At 47.0% G+C, this 20,066-nt stretch carries 17 protein-coding genes, 1 other RNA gene and 1 pseudogene; 6 read left to right on the top strand and 13 right to left on the bottom strand.

Going from position 1 to position 20,066, the window contains the following annotated elements; genetic code table 11:
* Positions 1 to 607 precede the first annotated feature (607 nt).
* Positions 608 to 3,331, top strand: coding sequence for a magnesium-translocating P-type ATPase (gene mgtA, locus MXF20_RS21065; RefSeq protein WP_325971262.1), 2,724 nt, complete (start codon positions 608 to 610; stop codon positions 3,329 to 3,331).
* A gap of 159 nt (positions 3,332 to 3,490) precedes the next feature.
* On the top strand, positions 3,491 to 4,168 hold the full coding sequence (locus MXF20_RS21060) for an SDR family oxidoreductase (protein WP_325971261.1): 678 nt from the start codon (positions 3,491 to 3,493) through the stop codon (positions 4,166 to 4,168).
* Positions 4,169 to 4,205: 37 nt separating this feature from the next.
* Here the strand turns inward: MXF20_RS21060 and MXF20_RS21055 are convergent, their stop codons facing one another.
* The 4 genes from MXF20_RS21055 to MXF20_RS21040 form a co-directional block, all read right to left on the bottom strand.
* A complete protein-coding gene (locus MXF20_RS21055; RefSeq protein ID WP_325971260.1) occupies positions 4,206 to 4,862 on the bottom strand; it encodes an epoxyqueuosine reductase QueH in 657 nt (218 codons plus the stop codon).
* A gap of 233 nt (positions 4,863 to 5,095) precedes the next feature.
* On the bottom strand, positions 5,096 to 5,281 hold the full coding sequence (locus tag MXF20_RS21050) for a YegP family protein (protein WP_125310779.1): 186 nt from the start codon (positions 5,279 to 5,281) through the stop codon (positions 5,096 to 5,098).
* 191 nt (positions 5,282 to 5,472) lie between these two features.
* Positions 5,473 to 5,952: a hypothetical protein gene (locus MXF20_RS21045; RefSeq protein ID WP_227746452.1), complete on the bottom strand. Its 480-nt coding sequence runs from the start codon at positions 5,950 to 5,952 to the stop codon at positions 5,473 to 5,475.
* Positions 5,953 to 6,096: 144 nt separating this feature from the next.
* Entirely contained in the window at positions 6,097 to 6,450 is a 354-nt protein-coding gene (locus MXF20_RS21040; protein WP_021506488.1) for a hypothetical protein, read from the bottom strand.
* Between the two features lie 358 nt (positions 6,451 to 6,808).
* Between MXF20_RS21040 and MXF20_RS21035 the strand changes: the two are divergent.
* Positions 6,809 to 7,920 (top strand): annotated as a pseudogene (locus MXF20_RS21035) (IS3 family transposase).
* Positions 7,907 to 8,530 carry a hypothetical protein gene (locus tag MXF20_RS21030; RefSeq protein WP_325971258.1) on the top strand — a complete coding sequence of 208 codons (624 nt, stop codon included), beginning with the start codon at positions 7,907 to 7,909 and terminating at the stop codon, positions 8,528 to 8,530. The pseudogene MXF20_RS21035 and the gene MXF20_RS21030 overlap by 14 nt, the downstream one beginning before the upstream one ends.
* Before the next feature lie 283 nt (positions 8,531 to 8,813).
* Here MXF20_RS21030 and MXF20_RS21025 read toward each other — a convergent pair whose 3' ends face one another.
* The 7 genes from MXF20_RS21025 to smpB form a co-directional block, all read right to left on the bottom strand.
* Positions 8,814 to 10,748 carry a hypothetical protein gene (locus MXF20_RS21025; RefSeq protein ID WP_325971257.1) on the bottom strand — a complete coding sequence of 645 codons (1,935 nt, stop codon included), beginning with the start codon at positions 10,746 to 10,748 and terminating at the stop codon, positions 8,814 to 8,816.
* A gap of 70 nt (positions 10,749 to 10,818) precedes the next feature.
* Positions 10,819 to 12,576, bottom strand: a complete 1,758-nt coding sequence (locus MXF20_RS21020; protein ID WP_325971256.1) for an AAA family ATPase — start codon at positions 12,574 to 12,576, stop codon at positions 10,819 to 10,821.
* Positions 12,573 to 13,049 (bottom strand): hypothetical protein, encoded by a 477-nt coding sequence (locus tag MXF20_RS21015; RefSeq protein WP_112900096.1) that lies wholly within the window; start codon positions 13,047 to 13,049, stop codon positions 12,573 to 12,575. The genes MXF20_RS21020 and MXF20_RS21015 overlap by 4 nt, the downstream gene beginning before the upstream one ends.
* On the bottom strand, positions 13,046 to 14,221 hold the full coding sequence (locus MXF20_RS21010; RefSeq protein ID WP_220089227.1) for a dsDNA nuclease domain-containing protein: 1,176 nt from the start codon (positions 14,219 to 14,221) through the stop codon (positions 13,046 to 13,048). Before MXF20_RS21010 ends, MXF20_RS21015 begins: the two co-directional genes overlap by 4 nt.
* Positions 14,222 to 14,567: 346 nt before the next feature.
* On the bottom strand, positions 14,568 to 15,809 hold the full coding sequence (locus MXF20_RS21005; protein ID WP_325971255.1) for an integrase domain-containing protein: 1,242 nt from the start codon (positions 15,807 to 15,809) through the stop codon (positions 14,568 to 14,570).
* Positions 15,810 to 16,012: 203 nt separating this feature from the next.
* Positions 16,013 to 16,377, bottom strand: a transfer-messenger RNA (tmRNA) gene (gene ssrA, locus MXF20_RS21000).
* Positions 16,378 to 16,421: 44 nt separating this feature from the next.
* Positions 16,422 to 16,904 (bottom strand): SsrA-binding protein SmpB, encoded by a 483-nt coding sequence (gene smpB, locus MXF20_RS20995; RefSeq protein ID WP_021506506.1) that lies wholly within the window; start codon positions 16,902 to 16,904, stop codon positions 16,422 to 16,424.
* Positions 16,905 to 17,063: 159 nt separating this feature from the next.
* Between smpB and MXF20_RS20990 the strand changes: the two genes are divergently transcribed.
* Together MXF20_RS20990 and MXF20_RS20985 are read left to right on the top strand one after the other, a co-directional pair.
* The gene (locus MXF20_RS20990) at positions 17,064 to 17,498 is read left to right on the top strand and encodes a type II toxin-antitoxin system RatA family toxin (RefSeq protein WP_325971254.1); all 435 of its coding nucleotides are present in this window, start codon (positions 17,064 to 17,066) and stop codon (positions 17,496 to 17,498) included.
* Positions 17,491 to 17,781, top strand: coding sequence for an RnfH family protein (locus MXF20_RS20985; RefSeq protein ID WP_021506508.1), 291 nt, complete (start codon positions 17,491 to 17,493; stop codon positions 17,779 to 17,781). Before MXF20_RS20990 ends, MXF20_RS20985 begins: the two co-directional genes overlap by 8 nt.
* Positions 17,782 to 17,833: 52 nt before the next feature.
* On the opposite strand, the gene bamE is transcribed toward MXF20_RS20985, so the two are convergent.
* Entirely contained in the window at positions 17,834 to 18,181 is a 348-nt protein-coding gene (bamE, locus tag MXF20_RS20980) for an outer membrane protein assembly factor BamE (RefSeq protein WP_021506509.1), read from the bottom strand.
* Between the two features lie 184 nt (positions 18,182 to 18,365).
* Positions 18,366 to 20,027 (bottom strand): DNA repair protein RecN, encoded by a 1,662-nt coding sequence (recN, locus tag MXF20_RS20975; RefSeq protein ID WP_325971253.1) that lies wholly within the window; start codon positions 20,025 to 20,027, stop codon positions 18,366 to 18,368.
* Positions 20,028 to 20,066: the final 39 nt, after the last annotated feature.

The raw sequence follows: 20,066 nt of genomic DNA, 5'->3' as shown, positions 1-20,066 counted from the left end.
TCTGGCACACCTTATTCCCGCGCGCTTTATCAACCAAATCGCAACGAAAATTAAATCAACCTGAACCACCGGATAATTAACTTTACTTCGCTTCTCGCCCTCCTATAATAGCCGCAACTTCACACAGGAGAATTCAGTTGGACAGTCACCCTTATCGATGGCAATACAAGGCAAGCTGACGCGCGAATTCTTTTGTCGCTGCTTGCCAACATGGCGGGCAGCAATCCTCACCTCTTTCTGATGATTGTTCCCTGATAATGACACAGTTACGGGTTGATGCCCGTGGGAATAGCATCATGCACATGATTTTAAACGCCCTTTTTCCTCCGCCTCGATGCGCGCGCTGATCTTCAGCGTGCTGAGCGTCCCTGCGCGTTAAGCCGCTTCAGGCTGCTGCTGCGCGCAGCGTTATCCAGGATTATGTTATTTCACTCGTTATTCAGCGAGCGACTTTGTTCGCCCATTATTTCCGGGAGGTAATATGGAAATTCCCGACAGGTTATTTTTAATTTAATCCGGTCACGCCGTGACAATTAATACTTTCAACTTGTGCGCCTGGCGCACAGGGACCGTTATTGCCGTAAAAAAATAAACGAGGAATGTCATCATGACTGACATGAAACTCAACCAGGAAAAAAAAGCCTGGAACACCGTGCGCCCGGCACGTCAGAAAACCGCACGCTATCTGATTGAAGATGAAGCCGCTTTTACCGCCGACGAAACGCTGCTGCGCCTGCGCAGCGATGCGCTGGGACTGCTGGAGCGCGAAGCGGAAGCGCGGCTGCAGATTTATGGTCGCAATCAGGTGGAACATGATAAAGCGCCACCGGCGCTGGTGCAGCTGATCCAGGCTTTCAATAATCCGTTCATCTATGTGCTGCTGGCGCTGGCGCTGGTGAGCTTTTTCACCGACTACTGGATGCCGCTGCGCCATGGCGAGGAGACCGATCTGACCGGTGTCATCATCATTGTGACGATGGTAACGCTCAGCGGTTTGCTGCGCTTCTGGCAGGAATTCCGCACCAACAAAGCGGCACAGGCGCTGAAATCGATGGTGCGTACCACCGCCACCGTACTGCGCCGGGAATCGGCGCAGCAGGCGCCGCAGAAACAGGAAGTGGACATTACCAGCCTGGTGCCGGGTGACATCATCTATCTCTCGGCGGGCGATCTGGTGCCAGCCGATGTGCGGCTGCTCGACTCACGCGATCTGTTTATCAGCCAGGCAATTCTGACCGGCGAATCATTGCCGGTGGAGAAATATGACGTCACCGGCCACGTGGCCAGCAAGCAGGCCAGCGCCAGTGACAAAGATGCGTCGCTGCTGGAACTGGGCAGCGTATGCCTGATGGGCACTAACGTCTCCAGCGGCAGCGCCAAAGCGGTGGTGGTCGCCACCGGCGGGGAAACTTACTTCGGCAGCCTGGCGAAATCGATTGTTGGTAACCGCACACAAACCGCCTTCGATCGCGGCGTGAACAGCGTCAGCTGGCTGCTGATTCGCTTCATGCTGGTGATGGTGCCGGTGGTGCTGCTGATTAACGGCCTGACCAAAGGCGACTGGCTGGATGCTTCGCTGTTCGCGCTGGCGGTAGCGGTGGGGCTGACGCCGGAAATGCTGCCGATGATTGTCAGCTCGAATCTGGCCAAAGGGGCGATTGCTATGTCGCGCCGTAAAGTGATCGTCAAACGCCTGAACGCGATCCAGAACCTCGGCGCCATGGACATTCTGTGTACCGACAAAACCGGCACGCTGACTCAGGACAACATTATCCTCGAGCACCATCTCGACTGTGCCGGGGTAGAGAACTCGCGCGTCCTGATGCTGAGCTGGCTCAACAGCTATTACCAGAGCGGCACGCCAAACCTGATGGATCGCGCCATCCTGCGCTACGGCAAAGGGCGCATCAGCGCGGACATGAGCGACTACTACAGCAAAGTGGATGAGCTGCCGTTTGATTTTGTGCGGCGTCGCGTTTCAGTGGTGGTGCGCGATCGCCGCCTCAACCAGCAGATGCTGATCTGTAAGGGTGCGGTCGAGGAGATGCTGAGCATTGCCAGTGCCGAGCGCGAAGGCAAACTGATTCAGCCGCTCAATGAAACCCGTCGCGCGGAGCTGCTGGCGCTGGCGCATCAGTACAATCAGCAGGGCTTCCGCGTGCTGCTGGTGGCCAGCCGTGCGCTGGCGGAGCCGGGCCTGCAACAGGCGCTGAGCGTCGCGGATGAACAGGGGCTGACCATCGAAGGGCTGCTGACCTTCCTCGATCCGCCGAAGGAGAGTGCGGCGAAGGCGATTACCGCGCTGAACGAGAACGGCGTAACGGTCAAAGTGCTGACCGGCGATAATCCGGTAGTGACGGCGCGCATCTGCCAGCAGGTGGGCATCGACTGTGGCGAGATCCTCACCGGCGAGGCGATTGCGGCGATGAGCGATGAGCAGCTGGCGCAGGCCGCGGCGCGCAGTTCGGTGTTTGCCAAACTGACGCCGCTGCAGAAGTCACGCATTCTGCGTGCGCTGCAGCAGCAGGGCCATACGGTGGGTTTTCTCGGTGACGGCATCAATGATGCGCCGGCGCTGCGTGACGCCGATGTGGGGATCTCGGTCGACAGCGCGGCGGACATCGCTAAAGAGTCTTCTGACATCATCCTGCTGGAAAAGGATTTAATGGTGCTGGAAGAGGGCGTGATGAAGGGGCGCGAGACGTTCGGCAACATCATCAAGTACCTGAACATGACCGCCAGTTCCAACTTCGGCAATGTGTTCTCGGTGCTGGTGGCGAGCGCGTTCATCCCGTTCCTGCCGATGCTGGCGATTCACCTGCTGATTCAGAACCTGATGTACGATCTGTCACAGCTGGCGCTGCCGTGGGACAAAATGGATCGCGAGTTCCTGCGCAAACCGCGCAAATGGGACGCGCGCAACATCAAACGCTTTATGCTGTGGATTGGGCCAACGTCGTCCATCTTTGACATCACCACCTTTGCGCTGATGTGGTACGTGTTCGCGGCGAATACCCCAGCGATGCAGTCGCTGTTCCAGTCCGGCTGGTTTGTGGAAGGGCTGCTGTCGCAGACGCTGGTGGTGCACATGCTGCGCACGCGCAAGATTCCGTTTATCCAGAGCCGTGCGGCGCTGCCGGTGCTGCTGACCACCGCCTGCGTAATGATTGCCGGCATTCTGCTGCCGTTCTCGCCGCTCGGCGCGATGGTCGGCCTGGTGCCGCTGCCATGGAGCTATTTCCCCTGGCTGCTGGCCACGCTGCTCGGCTACTGCCTGGTGGCGCAGGGCATGAAAACGCTGTACATCAAGCGCTTTGGCCAGTGGTTCTGAGTGCAGGAGGCGCAATGAAACAACGCAACCTGGATAAAACGGTGTGCCACCTGCTGATAATTATGGTGGTCATCGTCGTGCTAACGTTAGTGTTCCGGTAAGGACAACAGGGCAGGGTATCCTGCCCTTTTTCGTGGTACAGCAACCAGCGAGGAACAGATGAGCCAACAACAGCGAGCATTGATTATTGGGGCGTCAAAAGGCATTGGCCTGGCGGTGGTGCAGCAGCTGCTGCAGGCGGGCTGGCAGGTGACCGCCACCTACCGTTCCACGGCGGTTTCGTTTCAGCATCCGCAGCTGCAGTGGCTGGCGCTGGATATCACCGATGGCACGCAGCGTGACGCGCTGGTCCGGCAGCTCGGCGACGAACCCTTTGATTGCATCCTGATCAACGCCGGGATTATCGGTCCGCAGGCACCGCAGCTGCGCGACGTGGACGATGCGCAGCTCAGCGAGCTGTTCTTGACCAATGCGGTGGCGCCGGTGCGCCTGGCGGAGAGCCTGCTGCCGCTGCTGCGCGATAAACAGAGCGTACTGGGCCTGACCACGTCGCGTCTCGCCAGCCTCAACGAGAACCGTGACGCAGCGATGCCGTTCTACTCGGCCAGCAAAGCGGCGCTGAATATGCTGAGCCGCTCGCTGGCGACGCAGATGCGCGCGCAGGGCAGCACATTGCTGTCATTGCATCCGGGCTGGGTAAAAACGGATATGGGCGGCGAGGGCGCGGATATTACCGTCATCGAGAGTGCGCAGGGCATGGTCACGCAGCTGCAACAGTTTAGCGGGCGCGGCGGCCATCATTACGTGGATTACTGCGGCCAGCTGCTGAGCTGGTAATGATTAGCCTGCTGGTTTGCGCCAGCAGGTTTTTTTCTTACTCATCCGGCGAATAGTACTGCACGCCGATTTCGATACGTTCACGACCGCTCGCCACGCGGTGGCGGTTAGTATCACGCAGCGAATAGATGCAGCCGCAGTATTCCTGCTGATAGAAGCGCTCGCGCTTGCTGATCTCGATCATGCGCGACGAACCGCCGCCTTTACGCCAGTTAAACTCCCAGTACAGCATATCCGGATAGCGCGCCGCCGCGCGTACGCCGCAGTCATTGATTTGCTGCATATTCTTCCAGCGCGAAATGCCGAGTGAACTGGTGATCACCGGGAAACCGTGCTCATGCGCGTACAGCGCGGTGCGCTCGAAGCGCATATCGAAACACATGGTGCAGCGCACGCCGCGCTCTGGCTCCCACTCCATGCCACGCGCGCGCTCGAACCAGTTTTCTTTGTCATAATCCGCATCAACAAAAGGCACGCCAAACTGCTCGGCAAAGCGGATGTTCTCCTCTTTGCGCAGCTCGTACTCTTTCAGCGGATGGATGTTCGGGTTATAGAAGAAGATGGTGTAATCAATGCCGGAGGCCAGCATCGCTTCCATCACTTCGCCCGAGCAGGGAGCGCAGCAGGAGTGCAGCAGCACTTTATTGTGGCCATTCGGCAAGGGCAGCGGCTGGCGTTGAAATGTATCGGACATAAAGTTAATTAATGGTTAAGGGCGATGCGGCAAGTGTAGGGGCAAAGGCCGGCCGATGCAAAGCGTCGGTGGCGATTGAGGGTGGGGGCCTGTGGTACTGCGTGGTACCCGCTCGCCGGAGATGCTTAGCGGCGCGATTCATTGCGTAATACATTGCGCCGCTATTTTAGGTTCCGGGCTTATTGTACGGTCAGTGACAACCCTTCTTTCATCACTGCGCAGGCTGCGCGAAGTCAGGTCTCATCGTGAACGGTGGTCGACGCACCGTTCTGCTGCACCGAGCGGATGCCGTTTTCCGCCGCCTGTTTAGAACTGTACATCTCGCTGGTGGCGATGGTTTCGCCGTTGCTGGCTTTAAGCACAAACCAGTATTTCTGCGACAATGCTGTATCACTTTTTCTCAGTACGTAATATCCCATGTGCTTTCTCCTTGTGCCGGCACCCGATGGCCGGTTCGCTTACTATTCGCGCAGCCTGCTTATTAATCAATCACTGATTAGGAATTTGCCCGAATCCAGGAGCGGGATCGCAGCGTTTTGTATCAATCCGGTTGCTGGCAGGCACAAAAAAGGCCGCATCGCGGCCTTTTGGGGGAATGAGTTCGTGTTTATCACGCGGGTAAAGCCGAGATGTTCATGAATCGGGTAAATGCTTTACTGCGGGAGACACCTTTCGGATCGCTGAAAAATGGCAACTGGAATTTCGGTGAATCTTCCAGTGTCAGGCCCCAGATATAATCACCGATAAAACGAAACTGAAGTGAATGGTCACTGATATGCAATTGCTCAAATGTGCCGGAGTTATACTCATTGCCAATAGTGACAATTTCCTGAATGCCCTGAGAGGAATCAATTAGCACAATAGTCAGTGATTCCTCGTAGAGCACATCATCCGTGACAAACAGCACATAGCGGTTATCAGTAACTTTGACTGCTGCCTCAAGGATTTTTCCGGGGATGATTATGCCGGTAGAACTACCGCTGAGTAATACCTCTGATTTCGCCTGTTCGCGGTCCGTTGCGTGTTGCACCTCAACCAAAGATACATCATTAACTATTTGCATCAGCGCCAAATCCATCCCATTTGCCATGCCGCGAGAGCAGCTCCTGCGAATGAAATTTAACTAAGTTCGCTGCGGATTAATATCCTTATGATGTAAAAACGCCTGATGCAGTGCACCAGGCGTTTTTGACTCAAATGAATGCAGAGCAATCGCTGTCTACTTTAGAAGAAATTACTCAGAGACTTTCTTCTTCAGATCGCTGGCACCTTCTTTGGTTTTGTTCCAGCCTTTCTGCGCGCCTTCTTTGGTGGCGTCCCAACCTTTTTCAGTGCCTTCTTTGGTGCTGTTCCAGGCTTTCTGCGAGTTCTCGCTCGCTTTGCTGGTCAGGCTATCGCTTTTACCTTCGGCAGCATGTTTAGCTTTGAGCTGCTGCTCTTCACCCTGATGCTGCGCCTGATGCAGTTTCTCTTTCGCCGTATTGGCGCCCGCTTTGGCGTCAGCGACGGTTTCATCGGTTGCGTGTGTGGCGGCAAACGCCGTAGAAGTCAGAAGAATGGCGGATAACGCAATAATCGTCTTTTTCATAATATATTCCCTCATTAAGCATCATAAGTGTTATGAGCGTAGTTAAGAGTGGCACAGAGTGCAACGCAGGGCATTAGGAATAAACTGTAAGTGAATTGTACCGTTTCTGTGAAGGTTTCTGGCATAAGTGCGCAGCGGTGTGCCGTAGGGGCCAGCCAAGTGTAATACTGGCACAGCGCAGAGGATAAAGAAACGAGGTGTGCTAAGTGCACTAGTCGGCTAGAGAAAAAGGTGGGGCAGCAGCGCAACCCTAAAACTTCGTGCGATTTTTTGTGCAGGTGTAAGTACCCCGGTTAACCGGACCATTCACATTTAGAGATCTTCCGGCATACTGATTATGTCCCCGGAGGAGATCGCCATGCGCAAAGCACGATTCACCGAACACCAGATCATCGCCGTTCTGAAGTCCGTCGAAGCCGGACGCACCGTTAAGGATGTCTGCCGCGAGGCCGGGATCTCTGAAGCCTCGTTCTACAACTGGAAAGCGAAGTTCGGCGGCATGGAAGCCTCTGATATCAAAAAGATGAAAGACCTGGAAGATGAAAACCGCCGGCTGAAACAGATGTTTGCGGACCTGAGTCTCGAGTGCCGCGCCCTGAAAGACGTCATTGAAAAAAAGCTTTAAAACCAGCGATAAAGCGTGAGCTGGTCAGCTATCTGACCGCGCAGTTTGCCATGAGCTTACGTCAGGCATGCAGGACATTGTCGCTGAGCAGGACGGTATTTCGTTATCAGCCAGATACGCGACGTGATGAGCCGGTGATTATGGCGCTGACCGTGGCGGCTGAACGCTATCCACGATACGGATTTAAAAAACTTTTTCAGGTGCTGCGCAGGCAGGGCAATACTTGGAACCATAAAAGGGTTCACCGTATTTACTGCCTGCTGAAACTGAATTTTCGCCGTAAGGGAAAACAGCGCCTGCCGGTGCGTAATCCGGCTCCGCTGGCGACGCCGGAGGCGATGAACCAGAGCTGGTCCATCGATTTTATGCACGATGCGCTGGTGTGCGGCAGGCGCTTCAGGACCTTCAACGTGGTGGATGATTTTAACCGAGAAGCACTGGCGATCGAGATTGACCTGAATATCCCGGCGCAGCGGGTCGTGAGAGTGCTGGACAGGATCGTGGCAAACCGCGGATATCCGCTGAAAATGCGGATGGATAACGGTCCGGAGCTGATCTCGCTGACGCTGGCACAATGGGCAGAAGAACATGGTGTGATGCTGGAATTTATCAGGCCCGGCAAGCCCACGCAGAATGCCTTTATCTAACGGTTCAACCGTACGTACAGGACAGAAATACTGGATTTTTATCTGTTCAGAACGCTGAATGAAGCACGGGAAATTACAGAGCGCTGGCTGGCTGAATATAACAGCGAGCGCCCTCATGAATCCCCGAATAACCTGACGCCGGAAGAATACCGGCTGATAACTGAAAACCCGGAAATCTCAAAAAGTGCGTGGAACTAAAACGGGTGTACTTACACAACGAGCGGTAGCGGTAATATTATCGCTAAAAAACAACAATACGATTACGTTACCATCTCCTGACCCAAGAATGTCTGCCTTAGAGCAAAAACATATTTCTGATTACTATAAAAGGTTTGTTGATGATTGGTTTATGGGGGAGGGGAGGCGATCTTTTGTGAGTTTTCAATGCAAAGGCGATATTAATATTAGGGATGTGGAGGTTTTTCTTGAGAATATGAATAAATATTATCTTCATAAACGTATGTTTAGCGGAACCCAAGGAAGTTGGCTGGGAACTCTGGGGGCATTTGATATTGCATGCGAACATGATGAGGAACCTGAGATGGCCATTTATTATGAGGAAAATAATAGTCGGACTATTTCAGAAAAAATAAGATTGAAGTATTTTGGGTATGGTTTTAGTGTATCAGCTCGGAGCATTTATCTCCGATATAAATCTATAAAAAAAGAACGTTACTCTCAAATTAAATATTATTGCTTTCTTTTGTTGAATCAAAAGTTCATTACTCCGTGGTATCTTGATAATAATAACTATTACAATATGGCTCTGAGTTTCGATAGTACGAAAATTAATAAAAATGAACATTAATGAAATAGTTTATATAATGCTGCGGTTTATTCCTCATTCATTCAATGATCATGTGTCTAGTTAGTTCAGTATTTATTCTCTAATTAAACTGTTAATATTGCCATCATACAGAACAATTAGGTAAAGTCAGTTTCTGTTTTAGGACCTTTAGATAGTTTGCTTAGTCCAAAGGCCATAAGTTTGCATTCCATAATTTGTCTATATTTTTTTAAGTGTAATATTAAAAAAATATACTTTGACTATAGCTCATCAAGATATGTTTTTAAATTATCTTCTTTGATATTTAAATTAGTTTCAAGAACTTTAATCTCTCCTTGTCCAGTTCATCTGGTTTTTTTACCATATCGATGATTAAATCATAAGGAATTGGAAATCTGGGGATTTCTTTTCTGTCTTTTGATTCAATGTCTCTTAATGTTTTCTCAAGTTGAATATCTTTAACATGATGTAAATATTCTTTCGTAGTTGCCATTAATTCATCGGTCAGCTGACGGTTAGATATTCTTTCATGCTTGAGAATAACAGAGCATACATCATCATATCTAGGTGGGAATGTTACAATAATAGCACCGCCATGATACTTTGCGTAATTTAAATTAATTCTATACCGCTGGGCTACTTGTAATTTAAAATATTCATAAGTTATTCGGCTGAGTGTCACTGGTTTAGGATTTTGATTGGTGTGGAAATGTTTAAAGTAGCGTTTTAAATAAAATGTAAAGGAAGTGAAAATATCAGTTGAAAAGTATTTTAATGTGTCTTTTACATAATAAATGTAATGCTCGTTAGGATATGATTCACATAAAAATTTTTTCCTTTCGTCATCATTAAAATGAAGTGAATACGATTCACCTAAATTTTCCGAGAAATAATGAAGGAAGTTAGAATATAAGACTGGTAGGTTTTGATGAGAAAGGCTTATAATTCCAAATAAGTTCCCAATATCTTCTAAATTAGTGGCGCTTCGATAATTATTTTTCTTTTCATGGCTTCCATAAAAATACTCAGAAAAAAGTTCTCTGCGAGTAGGTGAGGTTGCAAGCATATCTAAGTATTTTGCTGGGAAACTAAGATCATGATAGTCTAAAGTAAGGCTAATTAGAATGTGATGTATTCTTTTTTTTACCCACATATCAATCAATGGAGATGTGAACATATTAGATACTAAAGTAGATGCAGTTTCAGAATAAAAATTTGTACTGTGTTTTTGATCGAAAAAAAACAAAATATAAATACTTTCAAAAATATTCTGGTTTAAGCATATTGAATTATAAAAGACAACCGATGATTGAATATTTGGGTAATAGTGCTCATAAGCATGCTGGGTTATCTTATCATGGTACTTACATATTGCTTCATCATTAACATACTTATAAATTTCTTCTATATCGTTGGTAGTACAATTATCAACATAATCTTTTAGTATCTGGATTCTTTTGGATTCCCAACTTCTTGAAGTTAAATTAGAATTGTTTCTATCTAAAAAAACATTGGGAGTGCGTGTTGGCAAGTCTAAAAAACGGGACAGTGAGGAAAATAAACCAATAGTCGCTAAGTTAAGTTGTTCAGTAGTGTCTATTAATGATGACTCGGAAACAACATGACCAATATTATCAAAAAAAGAAAAAGGTTTCCCATTATTACCTGTATTCGGTTGAGACCATGTTGGGTAAAATGAATTGATCTCTCCGTTGCGATATAAAACTGAAATCCTCATACATTCCAGAGGCACTTCTACCTTATAATAGCATATTAGTTCACCATCACGACATTCAAGTTGACTAATATTAGACAATGCTTCATCAAGTATATCTATAATACTATTTTCATCTATGTGTTTAGGGAAGATAGTTTTCCATAAATAACCTGACTTATAATTATTTTCTGGATACAAGGTCATCTTCGCTGCTTTGGAAGTAAAGACCGATTCAGGTAATTTTAAAAGTATTGTTCCATTTTGGAGTTCCCGTTCATAATACCATTCGCTATCTTTATTGAAATCAAAAAATGAGACCTTTTTCAATCCAGGTCTTCGCAATAAGAAATTGCGCCATCCCGTATAAGAATGTAACCCACCTGTTATAACTTTCTCCGCAATTCTTTTATCGTTTATTTGAAAGACCTTGTCTGTAATATCACCATTAAGTACATGGTCTAAACAATTTTTGGATAAGTTTAAAACTAAATCAGCGTTGATTTGATATTGTCGAAGTATCATATGAGGATCTCTGTAGTATTCACTTAGCAATTATTTTTAAATAAGGCACTTAAAAAGTGCCTCTAATTAATTAGTAAAGATACATTAGCTGTTTAGGTCCAGGATGAGTAGGATTCCACTCTTTATCTGAACTATCTCCTGTATAATGATAACCTGTCGTAGAAAAAATAATCTGGAGTTCATACTTAATAGATAATGACTTTAATTTTAGCATGAAGCTATTAAGATCATGGTTATCTATATCGTGTTGTTTAGGAGTATCTAAGACCAGTAATTTTAATCGACAACTATTTCTTCTCAGCAAAAGCTCAATAAGTGCTGCATGATATGCTAAAACAGCCCTAATCCGAGTGCTCCCGCTTAATTGAGTAATTTTTTCGTTCCCTAGTTCTGGAATAAAATCATCAGAAAATTTTATATCTTTGTTTATGTTCAATGTATTCAAACAGTCTAGCCATTCTATAAACAAATCTTTTAACTCAATTCTTGATCTAAGTATTTCTAAAGGAATATTGTTAGCGCTCTTCAAGCTTGCTATTGTTTCGATAACTACATCCCTATCACTTTGCAATGAAATTATTTTGCTTTCCAGTTGTGATAGTTTGTCTAGATCTTTTATTTTTGATTGAATTTCAAATACTTTATCTTTTATTATGGATATTGACTCTATAAGAGAATTTACATCATTTTTTTCATCATTGTTAGCATTGACCTTTATAAGTTCTTGCAAAGAATTGTCTAATCTAGCTCTATTAAGATTTAACTGCGTTAAGCGTGACTCATCAAGAGTTTTATTCCTCTCTAAATCCTTTATTTGATCTTTAAGATAGAGTAAGTTCTTTGCATAATGTTCAGAGCTCGACGAGAATAATCTGCAATTTCCAGATCCACAAATTTCGTCAAAAGATAAAAATATTCTTTTGGCGCTCTCATTTAATGATAATGTTTCAATCTCAACATTAATATCTGAAATTATTTTTTCAAATGCACTGTGTCTTTTTACTATTTCTAAAATTTGTTGATCAATATCAAATATATCATTTTGTATGTTTCTTTTTACGTTTCTATAAACGAAATCAGCTTGGCTAACATTATCCTTGCTTGTTTTAATTCTTTCAAATTCTGTTGTGAGAAATTTGAGTTCATGCTCAAGTTCTTTTCGTGATTTTGTTGTTATTTCTGTGGATTCAGTTTTGATTTCTTTGTAAATGCTAGTTGTGTTATTTATTAACTCATCAAGGCTGGAGAGCTTTTGTTTCTCTATCTTTAACGTTTTTTGCTGATAGGGGGAGTTTTTGGGCGGTACACCTAGCGCATACCTGACCATTTCAACATATTGATCTTTAATAAAATTATTTTTAGCACTGTATATCTTATTATATCCATCATCTTGCCCAAGGTAAAATAATGGGAGAAAAGTGGATATATATGGTTGTGTTAATTCCTTATTATTTGTTACTAAATTTAGATGTGGAAGGCCTAATAGCTCAAACATATATTCACTATGAGTACGTTCATCATAGAATGTTTGAGTACTGCCTAGTGGTTCAGTGATTTCTAAATGAAATTGACTATGATCGTAGTAACGTTTGAATTGATATTCAAGGTTATTTATCTCGACTTTTAGAATTGAGTGACTACATCTTTCATAAATATCATTCCTAAATAATTCAGGATAACCAAGACAATAAGTTATGGATTTAATTAGTGGAGTCTTACCACTTCCATTAGGTCCATATAACAAAGTAACATGCTCACCTAACATATAATCATTAGAAGAAAGGCCATTGTTACCTTTAGAATAAATCTTTATGCTCTTAAATTTCACATTAACTCCAGATCTAGTTGTCGTGAAACACGAATATTCCTATAGGATCTCGCAATTAATTTTAAATTATATTCTAGATTATGATCCCACTTAAAAGCTCTATCCACTACTTTTTTACCAAGATCAGTGATAGTAACTTTTTCTTTTCTGTTATTAATTATTATTAGATTCGCTTTCTCTAAGAAACTAATTGCTTTGACTGTTCGTATTCTTAGGTTTGCTGACCAACCAATATGCTGATCAGAAGCTTTGAATCCAATAAAGCATTTTTCAATACACTCACCAACTAACTGACCTAATTCAGAAACATTAGGTTTACTTCTGTCTTTTGCTAGAACTAATATAATGATACTAATTAAAGGTAATTGGAATAATGCTTCGTTGTCCAGTGAGCTATCTCTAGATTCACTATTTTTAAAAGGAATTATCAGGCCTTTTCCATTGCCCTCTTGCAAGAACGTATCGAAGTTCATACACCATCCTTAACTATTTCTGAGAAAATAGCTCCAAATAATATATCATGAGTTAGGTTGTAAATTATTTTCTCTGTTTCTAATTCACTATACAGTTCTTTTATTGGCTGATGAAGTGAACCCAATGTTATTCCGTGTGGGTTTTTCATCTTAGCAGAAATTAGAACTTTTCTAGTTTTTGATACAATAGCTCTTAAATCTAATTCGGATATAGAATGACGATTATTTCTATACCAAAGATCCCAATCAGTTTTACACTTTGAACAGTACGTTACATCATCTAAATTTCCACCTGCATTTATTAATGTTCTTTGTATTATAGATGCGGATTTTACGGCTTTAGGATCTTCACCTCTTACTATTTCTTTATATGCATCTTCAGAAATACTTAGAAGAGGGAGCAGATCATCAATTGATACACTGGCCGATTTTTCTATATTTTCTTCAGTAAACGGTTTAATTACACCTTCTGATTTCGATGAAATAAGATCAAGTAATTTAATTGTAATATCATCTAACTCAATGTGAGTTAAATCAATCTCGCTATATTCATATAGTTTTTCTCGAACTATGGGCAAAAATAATGAAGTATCAGTTTTTAAAAATGGTACGTCATTTTCGAATCTTATTTTTGATAATCGTGATTTTATTTCATCCTCTTTAAAAGTGGAGCAGATATCAGAAATGATCTTAAATTTTTCAACAAGAATTTTTGTGTATTTATTGCTAAATTTTCCTGATTTAATATCAGCTAAAACATCATCGATATTGTCGTCATTATGAATGTTAGTTTGAAATACTACGAACTCACAATTTTTGTCGAAATTTATCGTATGAAGTAGCATTTTGCCAATAAAACTGTCCCGAATAAGGGATTCATCAGGTTTTTTACGGGAAGAGTAAATTCCAAAAACCTCTAATAAGCTCCAGTTTTTATTGAGCTTGGCTCGTGTTTTTACTTGGTAAAAAACGTAGGTGTTACCATTTACGTTTTTTTTCCTTACAACGATATCATCGTGCAAGTCACAATAAACACGATCTATGGCTTTGCCCGAGAGAATTTGGAGACACGCTACTGCGGCTGATCTGACTTGAACACGATAACGCCCAAATGAGTCTCGTCCGTCTTGTTCTCTGGGGACTACTGTATGTAAAACCATGTCTTTTTGCAAGCCTCCAGCTTCAAATTCTAAAAGTTACCTCTAAAAAGCGTAAAGTGGATCTTAACTTGTTGAAAAAAATGATTTAATGAAAAAAATGAATAATTTTCATCTTATCCTTTAACTTTAAACATGAAAAGCATAAAAGGAATAATCTCATTTAATGATTGTATTGTGTTGAATTAAAGAGGATTTAATGTGGTGTGGTTATAAGTAAAAATACTGATCAATGAGATTTATAGTTACAAACATTTGCAAAAAAATCTATTAAATCATTGCCTTATCTTTAGATGTATACCTGCTCGTCAAGCGGGGTTTCATTCAGAGTAATCTCTAAGCAGGTTTACGTTAGTTCATATCAATTGACTAGCTGGAGCCTTTTAATTTCGCTCTTCCACGTTAGACCATTATCAGCTGTCCTTATAAAATCAGCCCACCACTGCATCATTGGACGTCGCTGCTCCAGGTAATCACTGCGGTTATAGGCACGACGGACCTCATTCTTATCCACATGGGCCAAAGCTGCCTCAATAACATCAGGCGGAAAGCCCTGCTCGTTGAGGGCCGTACTGGCAATAGATCGTAGCCCGTGTGAAACTAGCACTCCACCAAAACCTGCACGTTTTAGTGATGCGTTAACGGTTTGGCTATTCATGGGCTGGTTGGGCTTGATACGGCTAGGGAATATAAATTCTCGGTTGCCGCTTAACGGCTTCATCATTTCCAGAACAGCTAATGCCTCATCTGACAATGGAACAGTATGGTCGCGGTTCATTTTCATGCGTGCTGCAGGAATCTTCCACTTTCGCGCTTCTATGTCTATTTCTTCCCAGCGAGCTTCAGCCGCTTCGGCAGGGCGGGTGATAGTAAGAAGTTGCCACATGAATAGGCATCGTGTTGGCAGGATAATGTTGGCGGTACGCATGGTCTGCATGAGTTGCGGTAGCTGGTCTGGACGGATGCTCGGCATGTTCTTTTTCTGAGGCTTCTCGAATGCCTTGCCAATATTGACACTGGGGACTGCATCAATCAGACCTGTGTTTTGAGCATAAACCATGACCTCATTGATACGTTGGCAAAGACGACGGACAGTTTCCAAGGCTCCTCGGACCTGAACCGGTTGAACGGCCTGAACCAGTGTATGAGCTTTAATATCTGTAACACTGATATCGCCAATAGCTGGTAAAACATCTCTCTCCAGCGAGCGCCAGATATCCTCAGCGTAGTCCTCGGTCACACTAGCTTTCTTCACATTCCACCAACGTTCAGCTACGAGTTGGAAAGTGTTGGTTTTGGCTTCAAGTGAACTGCGGAGTTGTTCTTGCTGATGCTCCTGAGGATCGATTTGTTTTGCGAGTAGAACGCGAGCCTCTGCCCGGTAGCTTCGAGCATCGGCAAGTGTGACTGACGGGTAGGGGCCAATACTCTTCTTAGCACGTTTCTTGGTGACAGGACGAATGTAGCGAAACTGCCAGATTTTACTCCCGCTGGATTTGATGAGAAGCTCAAGGCCATCGCCATCATAGAGAACGTAGTCCGCTTCTTTGGGTTTAGCTAATTCGATTTCCTTAACGGATAGAGGTTTGGTTTGTCTTGCCATTGCCGGGTTTCCATAGTTTTAGGCACCTCAAAAACAATAAAGCTTTATGAGGTGCCTAACAAGGTGCTTAAAAGGTTCGGATTTAATCAGTTCTCTTCGGACTTAGCGGGACAAATTGAAGGCACAAAAAAGCCCGCAGGGCTTGCGCCGTGCGGGCTTTCAGGACTTCTACGGATGGCTCTGGAACCATCTTTGAAGAATTTTGGTGGAGCTGGCGGGAGTTGAACCCGCGTCCGAAATTCCTACATCCTCGGTACTACATGCTTAGTCTGGTCTTTACATTCGCTTGCCAGCTGCGGACAGACACGCCACTAACAAACTAGCCTGATTAGTTTTAACGCTTCAACCCCAGGCAGGGCATCCACGCGATCTCTTTTAGGTTTGACCTCTCTTGATCCCCGTCCTAAGAGCGGAGGCTAGGGAGAGAGGGCTCTAAGCAGGTTATTAAGCTGCTAAAGCGTAGTTTTCGTCGTTTGCGACTATTTTTTTGCGGTTTTTTAGCGAGGCCTACCGCACCTCGGCATGCACCTTGGGTTTCGCGAATCCCGTCGAATCCAGAATCAGCCCCAAGAACTTCTTACTCTAGCAAAAAATTATAAAAGATTCCAGTGCTTAACGGCTGGCATTCTTCATAATTCGTGCTTTGTCCATCTTCCACTCGCGATCTTTAATGTCCGCGCGCTTGTCGTGTTCTTTCTTACCGCGTGCCACCCCAATCTTCAGTTTGGCCCAGGCGTTTTTCCAGTACAGCGACAGCGCGACCACGGTGTAACCTTCGCGGTTAACGCGGCCGTACAGGGAATCCAGTTCACGCTGGTTCAACAGCAGCTTGCGGTTGCGCGTGGGATCGCACACCACGTGGCTTGAGGCCACCGCCAGCGGCTGAAAAGTGGAACCGAACAGATAGGCTTCGCCATCGCGCAGCAAAATATAGCTGTCGCTGATGTTGGCTTTACCGGCGCGCAGTGATTTGACTTCCCATCCTTGCAACGCCATGCCGGCCTCGAACTCTTCTTCAATGAAGTATTCATGGCGAGCGCGTTTGTTGAGGGCAATAGTGGCTGAACCGGGTTTGTGAGCTTTTTTCTTTGTCATAGTGCGGCGTAGTCTACATCACTCAGTCTGTGGGCGCATCCCCTGTCCTGCGGGGCGGTAAAAAACACATTATTTTAGCACAGCTGGCAAAGGCGTGAATTTTTGTTTAGTAGCTTAAAATGGTATAATTCAACGGTTTTGTGACCAACAGGAACCATTATGGCCCAGATTAGCCGTTCAGCGCTGGTCCCGTATAGCGCTGAGCAGATGTACCGGCTCGTGAATGATGTGGATGCTTATCCTGAGTTTCTTCCGGGCTGTACCGGCAGCCGCGTGCTGGATAACAGCGGTAACCAGATGACCGCCGCGGTGGATGTGTCAAAAGCCGGCATCAGTAAAACCTTTACCACGCGTAACACCCTGACCGATAACCAGAGCATTCATATGCAGCTGGTCGATGGGCCGTTCCGCAAGCTGACCGGTGGCTGGAAATTTATCTCGCTCGGCGACGATACCTGCAAGGTTGAGCTCAGCCTCGACTTTGAATTCACCAACATGCTGGTCGAGATGGCATTTGGACGCATCTTCAAAGAGCTGGCCAACAGCATGGTGCAGGCGTTTACCCAGCGCGCCAAAGAGGTTTACCGTGGCTGACATCAGCGTTGAAGTAGTGTACGCGCTACCGGATAAACAGTATCTGCGTGAAGTTAGCCTGGAAGAGGGCGCGACGGTTGAGCAGGCGATTCAGGCATCCGGACTGCTGACGCTGCGCAAAGATATTGACCTGAGCAGCAACAAGGTCGGCATTTTCAGCCGGCCGGTCAAACTGAGCGATACGCTGCAGGATGGCGATCGGGTAGAGATTTATCGCCCGCTGATTGCCGATCCAAAAGAGATGCGCCGGCAGCGGGCAGAGCGCGCGGCAACGAAAAAGTAAGTGTACAGGCATTAAAAAAAGGCGCTCAGGCGCCTTTTTTGTTGCGGCTCACTCAGTCTTCAGTGCCGGTGAGGCGCGGTTTGTTGTCGATGTTAGTCAGCGTACCGTTGCTGTCGAAGGTCAGCGTCAGCGTCTGCTGCTTCACGCTCTCATGGCCTGGCTCCTGACGGAACACGTAATACCAGACGTTGCTGCCAAACGGGTCGTGCATCATCGGCGTACCGAGCGTGTAGGCAACCTGCTGCTGCGTCATGCCGGTGTGAATCTTCGAAACGTCGTTGGCGACCAGGTAATTCCCCTGATTGATATCCGGACGATACACAACGCGCTCAAGGGTGGAACATCCGGCGGTCATCATCAACATTACCACTGCCGCGGCAGTCAGCGTTTTACAGCGCATCTATACATTCCTTTTCTGGGGCCAAACGCCTTTCATCAGGCAGTTTTGTTGCCATCAAATTCTGAACTCTGCATACGGCAGGCTTTATTATGGCGATATGACTGCCGATGATAATAAACCTTTGAGCTATTGGAAACCTCTACAGAGCAAGCATATGACCGCCAGGCCGGAAAAAAGTGCGGTGTCAGGCTGCTAAAAGTTCTTTTGCGTTCGCCAGCGTGTTGCGTGTGACTTCGCTGCCGCCAAGCAGGCGCGCCAGTTCCTGCAGACGCGCACGCTTATCCAGCGGCTGCATGTGGGTTTCGGTCATCGCACCGTCGGTCTCTTTGCTGACGAAGAAGTGCTGATGGCCACAGCCCGCCACCTGCGGCAGGTGAGTTACGCACATCACCTGAGTCGATTCGCCCAACTGGCGCAGCATCTGGCCAACGACAGCGGCCGTCGGACCACTGATACCGACGTCAACCTCATCGAAAATCATCGCCGGAGTTTCCATTTTCTGTGCGGTGATCACCTGAATCGCCAGCGCAATACGTGACAGCTCACCTCCTGAGGCCACTTTACCCAGCGGCTGCAGCGGCTGGCCCGGGTTGGTGGTGACACGGAAATCAATACGGCTGGCACCTTCGGCCGTCAGCTGATCGGCATTGAATTCCAGCATGATGGCAAACTCACCGTGCGGCATGGCAAGGGTGCGCATGCTGTGCGTAATCAGCTGGCTCAGCTCCTGCGCCGAGGCAACGCGTTGCTGATGCAGGGCTTCGGCACAGGCCAGCGCGGCCTGATGATGAGCCACGACGTCGCTCTGCAGGCTTTCCTGATCGCTCTCCTGCTGCGACAGCTGTTCCGCTTCATCCAGCAGCTGCTGATACAGCACCGGCAGCGCTTCCGGTGAAACATGGTGCTTACGCGCCAGCGCAATCTGCCGCGACAAACGCTGCTCCAGCTCGTACAGGCGATTAGGATCGAGGTCGAGCCGTTCACAGTAGTGGCGCAGCTCATCGCTGGCTTCACTTAACTGAATCGCGGCTTCTTCCAGCAGGTTAAATACGCCGCTAACTTTATCGTCCAGCGAGACCAGCTCACTCAGCATATTACGCGCGCTGTAGAGCAGGCTTTGCAGGTTGGTGTCATCACTGTCGGCAAGAATTTGCAGCGCCTGCTGGCTGGTGGACAGCAGCTGACCGCTGTTCGCCAGGCGCTTGTACTCTTCATCAATCTGCTCAAACTCGCCTGGCTGCGGCGCAAACTCGTTGAGTTCTTTCAGCTGATACTGCAGCAGTTCGCGGCGGGCTTCACGCTCCTGCGACAGCTGCTGATGCTGTGCCAGCGCGCGGCAGCTGTGGTGCCAGCGCTGATAGTGCTGACGCATCTCCGCCAGCCGATCGTCGTGCGCGGCGTAGGCATCCAGCAGGTGTTTCTGGTGATCGGTTTTAAGCAGCAGCTGATGTGCATGCTGACCGTGGATTTGGATCAGTAACTGGCCGAGTTCGCGCAGCTGCGACAGCGGTACGGACGTGCCGTTGATAAAGCCACGTGAACGGCCATCGGCACTGATCACGCGGCGCAACAGACATTCGTTGCCGTCGTCGAGCTGGTTCTCCACCAGCCAGCGCTGGGCAGAGGGTGACGCTTTCAGCTGGAAGCGTGCGCAGATATCCGCGCGGCTGGCCCCCTGACGCACCATGTCTGCTTCAGCACGGCCGCCAAGGCACAGGCCCAGCGCATCAATCGCGATGGATTTCCCTGCGCCGGTTTCGCCGGTGATCGCTGTCATGCCACGATGAAAGTCGATCTCCAGTTCACGAACGATTGCAAAATTACTGATGGTCAGTTGTGCCAGCATACAATCACCTGTATGTAAAAACAGATATGGTTTTTCATA

The organism is Pantoea dispersa (assembly GCF_035783935.1).
Taxonomy (GTDB): Bacteria; Pseudomonadota; Gammaproteobacteria; order Enterobacterales; family Enterobacteriaceae; genus Pantoea; species Pantoea dispersa_C.
Note: the sequence above shows the minus strand (reverse complement) of the source record. Positions and strands in the feature narration are given on the sequence as shown.

Excerpts from the sequence above, each read along its gene's own strand:
- mgtA (WP_325971262.1), top strand. The coding sequence starts at position 608 with ATGACTGACATGAAACTCAACCAGGAAAAAAAAGCCTGGAACACCGTG.
- MXF20_RS21060 (WP_325971261.1), top strand. The coding sequence starts at position 3,491 with ATGAGCCAACAACAGCGAGCATTGATTATTGGGGCGTCAAAAGGCATT.
- MXF20_RS21055 (WP_325971260.1), bottom strand. The coding sequence starts at position 4,862 with ATGTCCGATACATTTCAACGCCAGCCGCTGCCCTTGCCGAATGGCCAC.
- MXF20_RS21050 (WP_125310779.1), bottom strand. The coding sequence starts at position 5,281 with ATGGGATATTACGTACTGAGAAAAAGTGATACAGCATTGTCGCAGAAA.
- MXF20_RS21045 (WP_227746452.1), bottom strand. The coding sequence starts at position 5,952 with ATGGCAAATGGGATGGATTTGGCGCTGATGCAAATAGTTAATGATGTA.
- MXF20_RS21040 (WP_021506488.1), bottom strand. The coding sequence starts at position 6,450 with ATGAAAAAGACGATTATTGCGTTATCCGCCATTCTTCTGACTTCTACG.
- MXF20_RS21025 (WP_325971257.1), bottom strand. The coding sequence starts at position 10,748 with ATGATACTTCGACAATATCAAATCAACGCTGATTTAGTTTTAAACTTA.
- MXF20_RS21015 (WP_112900096.1), bottom strand. The coding sequence starts at position 13,049 with ATGAACTTCGATACGTTCTTGCAAGAGGGCAATGGAAAAGGCCTGATA.
- MXF20_RS21005 (WP_325971255.1), bottom strand. The coding sequence starts at position 15,809 with ATGGCAAGACAAACCAAACCTCTATCCGTTAAGGAAATCGAATTAGCT.
- smpB (WP_021506506.1), bottom strand. The coding sequence starts at position 16,904 with ATGACAAAGAAAAAAGCTCACAAACCCGGTTCAGCCACTATTGCCCTC.
- MXF20_RS20990 (WP_325971254.1), top strand. The coding sequence starts at position 17,064 with ATGGCCCAGATTAGCCGTTCAGCGCTGGTCCCGTATAGCGCTGAGCAG.
- bamE (WP_021506509.1), bottom strand. The coding sequence starts at position 18,181 with ATGCGCTGTAAAACGCTGACTGCCGCGGCAGTGGTAATGTTGATGATG.
- recN (WP_325971253.1), bottom strand. The coding sequence starts at position 20,027 with ATGCTGGCACAACTGACCATCAGTAATTTTGCAATCGTTCGTGAACTG.